At 57.8% G+C, this 13,103-nt stretch carries 11 protein-coding genes; 2 read left to right on the plus strand and 9 right to left on the minus strand.

What is annotated here, in order from left to right; all coding sequences use genetic code 11:
• Positions 1-89: 89 nt before the first annotated feature.
• From BF12_RS0105235 to hemA, 9 genes are all read right to left on the minus strand, one after another.
• Entirely contained in the window at positions 90-890 is an 801-nt protein-coding gene (locus tag BF12_RS0105235; protein WP_024951364.1) for an ABC transporter permease, read from the minus strand.
• Positions 887-1,807, minus strand: a complete 921-nt coding sequence (locus BF12_RS0105240; RefSeq protein ID WP_024951365.1) for an ABC transporter permease — start codon at positions 1,805-1,807, stop codon at positions 887-889. Before BF12_RS0105240 ends, BF12_RS0105235 begins: the two co-directional genes overlap by 4 nt.
• An 8-nt stretch (positions 1,808-1,815) precedes the next feature.
• The gene (locus tag BF12_RS0105245) at positions 1,816-2,946 is read right to left on the minus strand and encodes an ABC transporter ATP-binding protein (RefSeq protein ID WP_084487978.1); all 1,131 of its coding nucleotides are present in this window, start codon (positions 2,944-2,946) and stop codon (positions 1,816-1,818) included.
• A 28-nt stretch (positions 2,947-2,974) separates the two neighbouring features.
• Positions 2,975-4,267, minus strand: a complete 1,293-nt coding sequence (locus BF12_RS0105250) for an NAD(P)/FAD-dependent oxidoreductase (RefSeq protein ID WP_024951367.1) — start codon at positions 4,265-4,267, stop codon at positions 2,975-2,977.
• A gap of 791 nt (positions 4,268-5,058) precedes the next feature.
• Positions 5,059-5,814 carry a HesA/MoeB/ThiF family protein gene (locus tag BF12_RS0105255; RefSeq protein ID WP_024951368.1) on the minus strand — a complete coding sequence of 252 codons (756 nt, stop codon included), beginning with the start codon at positions 5,812-5,814 and terminating at the stop codon, positions 5,059-5,061.
• 114 nt (positions 5,815-5,928) lie between these two features.
• Positions 5,929-6,429, minus strand: a complete 501-nt coding sequence (locus BF12_RS0105260; RefSeq protein ID WP_024951369.1) for an Lrp/AsnC ligand binding domain-containing protein — start codon at positions 6,427-6,429, stop codon at positions 5,929-5,931.
• 253 nt (positions 6,430-6,682) lie between these two features.
• Complete coding sequence (gene prmC, locus BF12_RS0105265; RefSeq protein WP_024951370.1) at positions 6,683-7,531, minus strand: peptide chain release factor N(5)-glutamine methyltransferase; 849 nt, start codon at positions 7,529-7,531, stop codon at positions 6,683-6,685.
• A 1-nt stretch (position 7,532) separates the two neighbouring features.
• Entirely contained in the window at positions 7,533-8,618 is a 1,086-nt protein-coding gene (gene prfA, locus BF12_RS0105270; protein WP_024951371.1) for a peptide chain release factor 1, read from the minus strand.
• Positions 8,615-9,886, minus strand: a complete 1,272-nt coding sequence (hemA, locus tag BF12_RS0105275; protein ID WP_024951372.1) for a glutamyl-tRNA reductase — start codon at positions 9,884-9,886, stop codon at positions 8,615-8,617. The genes prfA and hemA overlap by 4 nt, the downstream gene beginning before the upstream one ends.
• Before the next feature lie 402 nt (positions 9,887-10,288).
• On the opposite strand from hemA, the gene BF12_RS0105285 reads away from it, so the two are divergent.
• Both BF12_RS0105285 and lolB read left to right on the plus strand, forming a co-directional pair.
• On the plus strand, positions 10,289-12,238 hold the full coding sequence (locus BF12_RS0105285; protein ID WP_156941136.1) for a DUF6584 family protein: 1,950 nt from the start codon (positions 10,289-10,291) through the stop codon (positions 12,236-12,238).
• A gap of 137 nt (positions 12,239-12,375) precedes the next feature.
• Positions 12,376-13,026, plus strand: a complete 651-nt coding sequence (lolB, locus tag BF12_RS0105290) for a lipoprotein insertase outer membrane protein LolB (RefSeq protein WP_024951374.1) — start codon at positions 12,376-12,378, stop codon at positions 13,024-13,026.
• Positions 13,027-13,103: the final 77 nt, after the last annotated feature.

Consider the following 13,103-nt stretch of genomic DNA (forward strand, 5'->3'; position numbering starts at 1 on the left):
GACGGGATACCTGCCTGATCGTAGTAGCGATAATTGCCTGGTTCACGTTCGAAAACAGTGCCGCTTTTGAAAACATTCCCGCGAGACATTCAGGACACCGTACGCCGTCGTGATAGCCACAGACTGGCAATTGCCGCGATGGCGACTGCCATCATCATCAGTGTCGCGATGGCGTTGATTTCCGGTGTCACTCCCTTGCGAATCGCGCTCCAGATGTAGATGGGCAGCGTTGCGCTCTCGGGGCCAGAGGTGAAGAAGCTAATCACGAAGTCATCCAGCGACAACGTAAATGACAGAAAGAAGGCCGAGATCAATGCTGGCTTCAGCGTTGGCAGCATGAAGAACTGGACTCGCTGACGCGGTGTCGCGTAAAGGTCTTTCGCCGCTTCGAACAGCGAGGGATCAAGCCCGACGAAACGCGAATAGACGATCAATGCCACGAAGGGAATCTGGAAGGTGACATGCGCGATGATCATGGTGCTCAGCCCCGGTGACAACAGGCCGGTCAACTCGTTGATCTTCACGAAGAAGGTCATCTCCGAGATACCGAACACGATGTCCGGCAGCACGATAGGTAGATAGATCAACACGATCAGCCAGCCCAGCTTGCGATGCCGATGCCGATACATGCCGTAGCCGATGAGACAACCAATCACGAGTGCCACCAGCGAAGAAATCACCGCCAGCAACAGCGAATTGCTCAGCGCCGACAGAATCGCGTCATTACCCAATAACCGTCGATACCAACGCAGCGAGATACCGGTGAAGCTAGCGGCACTGTTGGAGGCATTGAAGGAAAACAGCATCACGACGATCAATGGCAAGTACAGGAAGCCAATTGTCAGCCACCAAAAGCCCCGTAATCCCTTCTTGAATATTGAGCGCTTCATATCACCACCTCTTCACCGCCACCCAGGCGCTTGCCGATGCGTCGCATCGCATACAGACCAATGAAGGTGGCGATCAGCATCAGAATCGCGCCCGCTGCTCCCAGCGGCCAGTTGGCACTGCCGGCGAATTGATTGGCGACCAGATTCCCCAGCATCATGCCCTTGCCACCGCCCAGCAGCTCCGGAATCACGTACATGCCAAACGCCGGTATCGCGACCAGTACCACCCCCGCCAGCAACCCTGGCAATGTCTGAGGGAAGACCGCATGCCAGAATGCCTTGAATGGTGAGGCATATAGGTCACGCGCAGCCTCGACCAGCGCGAAATTCAATTTCTCGAAAGCGGCATACAACGGCAGCACCATGAATGGCAGGAAGTTGTAGACCAACCCCAGTGTGACCGCGAAATTGGAGGGATAGAGCCCCATGTTGGGTGCGATCATGCCCATGGCTTCCGCAAGCTCCGCCAGCGGCGTGCCCGGCGCCAACAGATTCATCCAGCCAAAGGTGCGAATGACCTGATTGGTCCAGGACGGCACCACCACGGCCAACAGCATGATTGGCCGCCAGCGTATGTCTGCCTGCGAGATGTAGTAAGCGATCGGATACGCCACCAGCACTACCAGCACGGTGGACAGCACCGTCTGCCACAACGAACGCATCAGTGTCAGTAGGTTGCCCGGACTCCAACCTAGAAAGCCCTGCCCCGCCAGCTGCTGAAACGATGTCAGCGATAACGGCATTTCCGGCAGCCCGTAGGGGCCATTGCTCATGAAGGCCACACTCATCAGGTATGCACTGGGCAATACCAGAAAGATGAAGATCCAGGCAGCTCCCGGTGTCACGGTAAATAGCAGGTGGCGCGTTTCACGCACGATGGCCTGTCTACGTCCAATCACGGCAGTCGTCTTCGACATGTCTGACCTCACTCACTTAGCGTGACGAGGTCTTCCGAAGAGACCACCAGGGTCACCTCGTCGCCGACGTCAGGGAGATGATGGCCACGATTGTTCACCGTCGCCTGGAGGCTGGTAGCGCCGATCGCTATTCGATATTCAGCGTGGCTGCCGCGATAAAGCCGCTCGGTGATACGCCCGGGCAAGTGGTTGGTCCCCGCGACATGGCCCAGTTTCAAGTCCAGCGTCTCGGGACGAATCAGCACGAATTCGCCTTCACTTCCACCTTCGAGTTCGAGTGTCCCCACTGGAGTCGTTACCCGACAACCTTCTCGTTCAGTGATGGCATAGAGGTTGTCATGCCCCATGAAGCGCGCCACGAAGACATTGATGGGCGTCTCGTAGATCTCACGCGGCGACCCTATCTGCTGGATATTGCCGCCATTGAGTACGGCGATGCGATCGGACATCACCATCGCTTCCTGCTGATCATGGGTCACAAACACGAACGTCATTCCCAGTCGCTTCTGTACTCGAAGCAGCTCCACCTGAAGCTGAGAGCGCAAACCGGCATCCAGTGCCGAAAGTGGCTCATCCAGCAGCAATACATCCGGCTCACAGACCAGAGCACGGGCCAGCGCAATACGCTGACGCTGGCCGCCGGAAAGCTGATCAATACGCCGGTCAACCAGCTCACCCAGCTGGATCAGATTGGCGACTTCCGCGACCTTGGCTTCGCGCTCTTGCGCACCGACACCGCGCATCTTCAGACCAAACGCCAGGTTTTCGCGCACGGAAAGATGCGGAAACAGCGCATAAGACTGAAATACCGTATTGACGCTACGCCGGTGAGGGGGCTCTTCTGTCACGTCCTTGCCACCGATGATCAGCGTGCCATCATCGGCTTCTTCAAGTCCTGCCAGAATGCGCAGCAGCGTGGTCTTGCCACAGCCTGATGGACCCAGCAGCGTGAAGAACTCGCCTGCGCGAATGGTCAGATCAACACCATTGAGCGCCACGGCGTCATTGCCAAATCGCTTGTGAAGTCCTTTCATCTCGATGGAAGACGCCGCTAGACGCTCTCCCCTCTCACCAACCGCTGACTCTTGAGGCTCCACTCGCTGAAGACTCTCATCCATCACCATCTGGGGGTCACTCATGGGGTATCCTCGTCGTTCAGACGGCTCATCACAGCCGATCGCGGAGCTTGTAGAAGGTCGTGGCCAACACCAGTAGCGGCGTACGCAAGTGCCGCCCGCCCGGGAAGGTGCGATGAGGCATCGCTGCAAAGGTGTCGAAACGCTCGCTATCCCCACTCAGGGATTCAGCCAGCAATTTCCCTGCCAGCCCGGCCATGGCCATGCCATGCCCCGAGTACCCTTGAGCGTAATAGAGGTTGGCACCCATGCGCCCGAAGTCAGGTGCCCGATTGAGCGTGATGGCGACGTCACCGCCCCAGCGATACTGGATATCCACCTCCCCGAGCACCGGAAACAGATGCCGGATCTTGCGATCGATACGTGCATCCAGCCCTCTCGGCTCGCGTCCGTCGTAACTCACCTCGCCGCCATAGATCAGCCGTCGATCAGCAGATAACCGGTAGTAATCCAGTACGAAGTTGGCATCGGACAAGGCATCATTTTGGGGCAGAACCTGAGCCGCCTGTTCGGCAGTGAGCGGCGCCGTCGCGATCATGTAGTTGGCGGCACGCATGATGCGCCCAGCCATTTCCGGTACGAGGCGATCTCCATAGGCATTGGTGGCCAGCACCACTCGATCAGCGATCACGCGACCCTTGCCAGTGATGATCGTAGCCGGCTCGCCGCGTTTGATCTCAACCACCGGACTATTTTCGTGCAGGCTGACGCCAGCCTGCTGCGCAGCACGCGCAAGGCCAAGGGTGTAATTGAGAGGATGTAGATGGCCACCTTCGCTTTCACGCATGGCACCAGGGTACTCATCAGTCACGACGTGCTCTCGCAGCGCCTGACCTTCGAGCCACTGCATGGAGTCGTAGCCATAATCGCGGGCCATGCGGTTCTGAAAGTCGTGCAACTCTTTCACATGCCGAGGTTTGACTGCGGCATGCAGGTATCCCCAGGCAAGCTCGCAGGGAATAGCATGGCGCTCGATCAGCTCCGCCGTGAGGCGAACTGCTTCACGGCTCATTTCCCAGATATCCTTGGCACGTTCGTGACCGAGCGCCTTCTCCACGGTGCTGATATCCGTACCCAGTCCCGGCAGAATCTGGCCACCACTGCGACCCGATGCGCCATGACCTACCGTCGAGGATTCAAGCAGTACAACCTTATAACCGCGCTCTGCAAGATGAAGTGCTGCTGAGCAGCCAGTGACACCAGCACCGACAATGCACACATCGGCAGTGACCTCATCCTCAAGGGGAGGAGCAGGATCCAGGTGTACCGCAACCGAGTCACGATACCAGGAGGCTGGCGGCGTGGAAGACATGGAGTCAGTCATGCGATAGGAATCCATCTGTTTTGTATTTGTTGTTGAATCACCCGAAACATATTGATCAAGCTTGTCTTCATGTGGCCTCAGAGCAGCACCCAGTGTCAAGTATTCAATAACAACAAATATTTCGCTCTTGGGTGAGTCATTCTTGCCTAGAACTAGCGCCATTTCTTCATCAAGAAACCATGTACCGCCTCGGAACTACTGCGTGAAATGTATCAACTCCCGGAAACCGAACAAGGAAGGCACCACGCATCAATTGACTGCCAATCAATAATCAACACACGCTTGGCAACAGGACAACAGGTATCGATCCGGCAACAGAAATGGATGACAGAAGCATGCAGGAAGACATGAGAACCGGAGCTCAAGATGGAAGATGACGAGCGAGGATAGGCGATAAGCAATGGAGAATTTCAGGACACGCGAAGGTATGAGAAAGATCGAGGGAATAATACGGAAGGGGTATGGGAGAAATCGTACGGAAGAAGAACAGAGTATTGAGGAGCCCAGCACACACGCTCGGTGAGGACTACGATCCCGGCGCGTGATAACGACAAGGGCGTGATGTATTCAGCAGACGCTTCGCACAACACCCGCAAGAGCCCTTTCGCGACCCATGCCTCGGCCTGATGGTCTGGCAGAAATCCGATATTGAGCCCGCCTCTCAAGCACTAGTGCAGCGCATTGACCTCGGTCCGAAACGCCTCAAGGTCCGCCAGCAATCGGAGGGTCCCTTCAAGCACCTCTTCTCCCTCTTCCGTCAAGGAAAACCCACCACGACCGCGCCGGCGGGCTCAGGAGTGGGCAGTCCCACACACCTGGCAACCAGGGTCACGCTTGAGCCCCATGCGCCGCCATTCGCCGGTCAAACCATCAAACGTCGCCAGGCCACGATGCGCGCTACCCGCACCACTGATCAGTTTGAGCGCTTCGAGAGCTTGAAATGCACCGATGATGCCTACCAGCGGCGCAATCACACCACTCTCGGCACACGTCATCTCTTCATCGCCCAGCTCATCCGGCGGATACAGGCAGCCGTAACAAGGTGCATCCGGCAGGCGACGATCAAATACCGCCAGCTGGCCGGAGAAGCGTATCGCGGCGCCGGACACCAGCGGTGTGCCCGCAGCCACACAGGCGGCATTGATCGGGAAGCGCGAGCTGAAGCGATCGGTGCAATCGAGCACTACGTCTGCGGCGGCCACCTGCTCGGCCAGCGCCTCACCTTGCAGCCGCTCATTCAGCGCGATCACCTCAAGCTCCGGATTGATCGCCAGCACCGATGATGCCAATGACTGCGCCTTGGGCTGATCAATATCTGCGTCACCATGGGCGATCTGGCGCTGAAGATTGGAAAGCTCGACATGGTCGTCGTCAGCCAACACCAGCGTACCGACACCGGCTGCAGCCAGATACAACGCCGCTGGGCAACCTAGCCCGCCCGCGCCAATCACCAGCACACGGGCCGCCAGCAGTCGCTGCTGACCAACGATATCGACCTGAGGAAGAAGAATCTGGCGCGAATAGCGCAGTAGTTGAGAATCTTGCATGGAACGCTGGCTGCCTGTCCGTGAGTCACAGTCTGTCGGTCGCTGCTTATGAATAACGGCTCGCGAATAACAGTTCAGAAATAGCACTGCGGTGTTGATAGAGGGCGCGAAAGGTTATTTGGCCTCCAGTTCCTCGATATCTGGCACGTGCAACGAGAACTGTTCCTTGACCTCTTCCATCACTACATAACTCTTTGATTCCTTGACCCCGGGCAGCGTCAGCACCACATCACCAAGCAATTGGCGATAAGCAGACATTTCCGGAATCCGGCATTTGAGGATGTAGTCGAACTGACCAGAGACGAGATGACATTCCTGAATCTGCGGCAGTTTGGATACTGCGCGACGGAATTCGTCAAAGACTGAGGGCGACTGGGTTTCCAGACTGATTTCGACAAAGACCAACAGATTGGCCTTGAGTGCTTTGGGATCAAGCACTGCTCTGTAACCTTGAATGACGCCAGCACGTTCAAGACGCTTGACGCGTTCCAGACATGGCGTGGTGGACAGGCCCACTTCAGAGGCAAGGTCGACATAAGAGATACGTGCGTTTTCTTGCAGACACCGCAGAATCTTGAGGTCAATACGGTCCAGAGAACGTGATTTCGCTTTCATTGTAATAGTTTCCCAGCGGGGTGACTTACAGCAGGATCATCCTTACTCCTGTCTTTCGTGCAGTCAGGCCGCCGGATAACGCGGGGGTTATCAGACGACCTTCCAATCATGCGTGACTAATTACTATCATACCCGGCCCGCAGGGGATACGCCTTCACTGACCGCAACATGACGAGGATTCCACGCACACTCCACTGAATTCGGAAAAAACATCTACCTGCTAGCGCCTGTCACTGCTTGATACCCATCACCGTCAGACTCTCTTGCCCAGCGTGATTCGCTCGCGGCCTCCCAGGTCTTCAAGTGTATCGACATCGATGTAGCCAGCGGACTGCAGTGCACTACGCACTTCAGGGCCTTGCATCAGACCATGCTCCAGCATCAGATACCCGCCCGCCGTCAAATGGCGCGGCGCAGCCTCGATAAGATGCATGAAGTCCGCCAGACCCGCATGATCCGCCACCAGCGCCGAGCGCGGCTCGAAGCGCACATCTCCCAGCATCAGATGCGGGTCATCATCGGCCAGATACGGCGGATTGGCGGTAATCAGCGCAAAATCGTGCTCATTGACGGCAGAGAACCAGTCACTGCGCCGGAATTCGGCATTGTCGATATCCAGTACTTCAGCATTGTGCCGAGCCAGTACCACGGCCTCTTCGACAAGATCGACACCTAGCACTTGCCACTGCGGGCGATGGCGCGCGAACGCCAGCGCGATGGCGCCAGTACCGGTGCCGAGATCCAGCAGACGACCTGCCGAGGCTTCCGCCAGCTCCAGCGCGCACTCCACCATTACCTCGGTGTCGGGGCGCGGAATCAACGTGACCGGTGAGCACGCCAGTGTCAGACCATAGAACTCACGCCGTCCGAGCAGATGAGCCACCGGGTGCCCTTCGGCGCGACGCGCCAACAGCCCTTCAAAACGGGCAATACCCTCAACACCCGCCTCTGTTTCCAATTCACGATCGCCCCAGGTGTAGAACCAGGTGCGCTCGCGACCCATCACCTCACCCAGCAGTAGCTCAGCATCCAAGCGCGGCGATTCACTCCCCGCCTCGCTCAGACGGGCAGTAGCAGCGGCTAGCGCGACGTCAATTCTCACCTTAGTGCTCCTGCAATGCGGTCAGCTGGTCGGCCTGATATTCAACGACCAGCGGCTCAATCACCTCATCCAGCTGGCCAGCGATCACATCATTGAGTTTGTAGAGCGTCAGATTGATGCGGTGATCGGTCAGGCGTCCTTGCGGAAAGTTGTAGGTACGAATGCGCTCGGAGCGATCACCTGACCCCACTAGCTTGCGACGCGCATCGGAAGTCGCCTGCGCTTGTGAATCGACTGCGGCCTGCTTGAGGCGAGCGGCCAGCAGCGACATGGCGCGTGCACGATTCTTGTGCTGGCTACGCTCGTCCTGACACTCGACCACTACCCCAGTCGGCAAGTGAGTGATACGAATGGCAGAGTCGGTGGTATTGACGTGCTGACCACCCGCACCGGAACTGCGGTAAGTGTCCACACGCAGATCAGACGAATTGATGTCGATATCACCGACCTCATCAGCCTCAGGCATCACCGCGACGGTACACGCAGAGGTATGGATACGCCCCTGCGACTCGGTGGCTGGCACACGCTGAACGCGGTGGGCACCGGACTCGAACTTGAGCCGCGAATAGACACCCTCACCCTTCACGCGGGCGATGACTTCCTTGAAACCGCCATGCTCACCATGGCTGGCGCTGACGGTCTCGACTTTCCAGCCCTTGAGCTCGGCGTAACGCGAATACATACGGAATAGGTCACCCGCAAATAGCGCGGCCTCATCACCGCCGGTGCCCGCACGCACTTCGAGGAAGACGTTAGCACCATCATCCGGATCACGCGGAATCAGCAGCTGAGTGATCTCGCCTTCCAGCACCTCGAGCGCATCATCGGTATCGCGGACTTCCTCACGCGCCATGTCACGCATCTCGGGGTCGCTGTCGTCACACATGCTCAGAGCGGCATCACGATCTTCCTTCAGGGCGCGATGGCGACGCCATGCCTCGATCAACGGCTCAAGCTCGGCGTACTCCCGCGACAGGTCACGGAACTTGGCCTGATTCCCGATGACTTCGGACTCCGACAACAGTGCGGAGATTTCCTCAAAGCGATCATGGAAAGTATCGAGCTTGGTGATGAGGCTGTCTTTCATGAAGGGTCCTGTGATGAATCAACCGGCGCGAGCAAAAGCGTCTGCGCCGTCTGAAGAATATCCTGTCGGTCATCACCCGAGGCCTGGCGTAATGCCAGCGTCGGATAATGCATGAAACGATTAGTCAGTTGACGCGCCAATTGCGCGACGACTTCCTGAGGGTCTCGGCCCTGCTGGAGTTCAGCCAGTGCCTGCGCTTCGCACTCGGCGCGTAATTGCTCGCCATGGCTACGGTAGCGTTTGATGACTTCGCCACCACTGCGCACGCGCTTGAGATGCAACCAGGCGTTGACGCCCTGACGAATCAGCTCTTCTGCCTGTGCGGCAGCCAGTTCACGATGACGACGATTCTCCTCAATCACTTCCTGCAGGTCATCAACCGTGTAGAGGAAGACATCATCGAGTTCGCCTACCTGGGGCTCAACATCACGTGGTACAGCAATATCGACCATGAACATCGGCTTGTAGCGGCGCTTTTTCAGAGCTCGCTCGACCATACCCTTACCTAGAATCGGCAACTGGGAAGCCGTCGAGGAAATCACGATATCGGCCTTTTCAAGCGCATGCGGGATACCCTCCAACCCAATTGCCGTACCGCCTAGTTCATTGGCCAGTTGCTCGGCTCGGGACAGCGTGCGATTGGCAATGCAGATATTGGCAATGCCCGCTTCCTTAAGATGACGTGCGACCAGTTCGATGGTCTCGCCGGCACCAATCAGTAGCGCGTTGGCACGTGCGAAGTCATCAAAGATATGGCTCGCCATGCTGACGGCAGCATAAGCGACCGAGACAGGGTTCTCGCCGATGCCGGTTTCGGTACGTACCTGCTTGGCCACCTGAAAAATATGTTGAAAGAGCTGCTCTAGCTCACCGCCGAGACCTACCGACTTGCGAGCGAACTGATAAGCGTCCTTCAACTGGCCCAGAATCTGCGGCTCGCCCAGCACCATGGAATCAAGCCCGACCGCAACACGAATCAGATGACGTACGGCTTCATCACCCAGATGTTGGTAACTGCAGCGTTCGAGATCTTCTACCGGCAGGTTATGAAAGCGTCCTAGCCACTCAAGTACCGATTGCGCACCATCATTGGTCACGCAATAAAGCTCAGTCCGATTGCAGGTCGACAGCACGGCTGCCTCGGAGACTGCTGGCAGGCGCTTCAATTCGCCCAGCGCGGCGTCAAGCTGCGCAGGCGTGAAAGCAACGCGTTCGCGCACATCCACGGCGGCGGTGCGATGATTGATGCCAAGGGCAAGAAGGGTCATGGAGTCAGTCAGTCGTCAGGGTCTGGCCGGCAGGATTGGCGTCAATAAACAGGCGGCTGTCGGCATGGGCAATGAGTGCAGGCATGGGGTTGAGACCGGCAAACGCAGTCGCCGAAGCGGCTGAAATTATAATATTAGCGTGCTCATTCTATCACAGCGCCTGCACCACGCGACCCCGTAGCGTGCCGCAGCCGATGAGGATTTACCATGATGCTAGCAGGCTGACGCTATCACCTTCACATAACTCCCCCGGCCTTCTCAATACGCGTCATTACCCGCAACACTATGCCCGCTGGTCGGCAGCCGTTATGCTGGAATGATGGACTTCACGACATCCATTCTTCTGATCCGGCCCTGCTGGCGGGTCACCCTGTAGACTCCGACCGCTGATCGCGAGGTTGCATGCACGCTTCGACTGCCGCTGAACATACGCTCCGCGAGACGGCGCACGCGAGCTCACTTGCCGGCGCCTCCAAAGGCGTCTCCCAAAGCGCATCAGCGACTACTGACTGTTGCCTGCCGACAACTGCCAGTAGCCAAGTCAGGAGCCTATGGAAGGCACCGAGCATACTGAAAAGTACACTATTGGGCGGATTGCTAGTGGGCCTGGCCGGCTGTCAGTCGGTGAGCGCTCCCGCTCCCTTCTCGAATCAGCCTGATCCACTGGCATCAGCACCCGCCATTCAGCAGGGACTAGATGCCGATAGTCTGAATCAGCTATTGAGTGCGGAGCTTGCCGGTCAGCGTGGTAACTATCCTCGCGCCGCCGATGGATATCTGGCGGCCAGTCGTCGCTTCGATGATCCTGAATTGGCCCGTCGCGCCGTGCTGGCCGCACGCTACGCCGACAATCCCGCTCTTTTGGAGCGTGCTGCTGAACGCTGGCAACAGCTGGATGACACCGCCAGCGAGCCCAGCATCATCCGTGCTCGTTTGGCGATGGCACGTGGTGACTGGATGACAGCACTTGAGCAACGGCTGATGGTGGAAGCCAATGGCGGTAATGGCAACCTGGCGACCGTGGCGGAACAGGCTATTGATGCCGAGGCTGACCTCGAACCACTTTTGTCGCTACTCGCCACACATATTGTGCAACACCCCACTCAGCCGATGCCAAAGATCGCAGCCGCCCTGTTCGAAGCGGCCCTTGGTAATGAGCGTAGGGCACGCACACGCCTGATCCAACTGGAAGCCACGCATGCCGAACTGCCAGATCTGTGGTTGGCGCGCAGTGAGATAGAGCGTGATGCTGGACATCTTGACGCCTCACGTCAGGCTGCAACACGTGGACTTGAACTCGCCCCCGATGACAGTCGCTTGGTGCTGAGTGCTGCCCAGACAGAACTGGCCAGCGGCGACAGGTCGTCTGCTCGCGAGCGTATCGACACCCTGGTCGCTCGCCACCCCAACGCCCCTCGTCTGCGCCTCGCGCTGGCCAGTCTGTACCTGGATGCCGATGCACCTCAGGATGCCCATCGACTGTTGCTACCACTGCTGGAGGAAGATCCGACTCCGGATGCCGCCTTTGCCATGCTGGGCCTGGCTGCCGAAGCCAGCGGCGAGATCGACAACGCCATCCTCTATTACCGTCAGGTGCCAGAAGGTGAGCGCTATATTTCCAGCCGCGCGCGCGCAGCCCAACTGCTGGCTGAACATGACCGTATTGACGAGGCGCGTCAGTTCCTGGACGTGGAGCGTCTACGTCATCCACGCCATGCCATGACACTACTTAGCTTCGAGATTGACTTGCTCGACGCTCAAGAGGCCTTCACTGACGCCGACACCTTGCTCGACGGTAGTATCAGCACGCGCCGCAAGGCACTCAATAAAATGGTTGCCAGCGAGGACCAAGAGGCACGCGATGCTGTCAAGAGTGAGCTGGGTAGCCTGCTATTCCTGCGTGGCATTCGTCGACTGGAAGATAACCAGCTTGAAGGCATGGAGCAGGACCTACACGAAGTGATTTCACTTGAACCGGACAATGCCAGCGCCTATAACGCACTGGGCTATACCTTATTGGTGGAAACTGATCGTCGTGACGAAGCGCTGACGTTGATCAAGCGCGCTCACGAACTGTCTCCGAATGACTCGGCCATTCTCGATAGCCTCGGGTGGGGACACTTCCTGACGGGCAACGCCAAGCAGGCGCTTCCACCGCTGGAAGCCGCTTGGGCTCAGCAGCAGGACGCCGAGATCGGGGCTCATCTCACCGAAGTACTGTGGGCGCTGGATCGCCAGGACGAGGCGCGTGGCCTGGCAGTCGAATTAAGCGAACGCTTCGAAGAGGCCACCGAGCTGGAGACATTATTCCAGCGCATCCCGGCCTTGCGCCCGGTGGTAGATTCGCCCTGAATCGCCCTGCGCCTACCCTCATGACATGACTGCCGTGCACTAGCTGCACGGCACTTTCCGCATGGCCACGGGTCCATTACCCTGACTCTCTTTATCATCGCTCTCAATTCTCTCGCCATCTGAAAGGCCTCTGCGTCATGACGACCCCTTCATTGCCTATATTTAACGCTTCATTGCCGTTGGCACATCGCCTGCTGACCTCTGCCTTGCTGACAATGACATTGCTGCTGGGCGGCTGCGCCAGCCAGATGGCCAGTGACGTTGCCGGCGACCTGACACGCAGTGAAGGTGATTGGCAGCAACAGGCAACACAGCTCGATGCATTAACGCACTGGCAATTGGCTGGCAAGGTGGGTATCCGTACGCCGGATGAAGGCCACAGCGCCAATCTTGACTGGCAGCAGGATGGTGATGACTATCGCATGCTGATCACTGGTCCGCTGGGCGCAGGCCGCACTACCGTGACTCGCGATACTGACGGTGTCCGCCTCAACTCTTCGGATGGTGACTTCGAGGCACCCGATGCCGAAAGCCTGATGCTGCAGCAGCTGGGCTGGTCATTGCCGTTAGGCGCGCTGAATGACTGGGTCCGCGGCCTGCCGAGCGAGGGGACTCATCAGCTTGAGGAAGATGCACAAGGCTTCCCCGCTACGCTGTATCAGGATGGCTGGAAGGTGAGCTACCAAGACTGGACGCGCGCTGAAGGCCTGTGGCTACCGCGAAAACTCAAGCTTTATTACGGCGATCTGACCGCTACACTGATCGTCAATCAGTGGCAGGCGTTATAGCGAGTACCCAGCTTGGGCTCTATCTCTATCTCTATCTCAAGCTCAAGTCCCCGCATCAATCGCTCGCATGCATCAGC

Source organism: Cobetia crustatorum (assembly GCF_000591415.1).
Taxonomy (GTDB): domain Bacteria; phylum Pseudomonadota; class Gammaproteobacteria; order Pseudomonadales; family Halomonadaceae; genus Cobetia; species Cobetia crustatorum.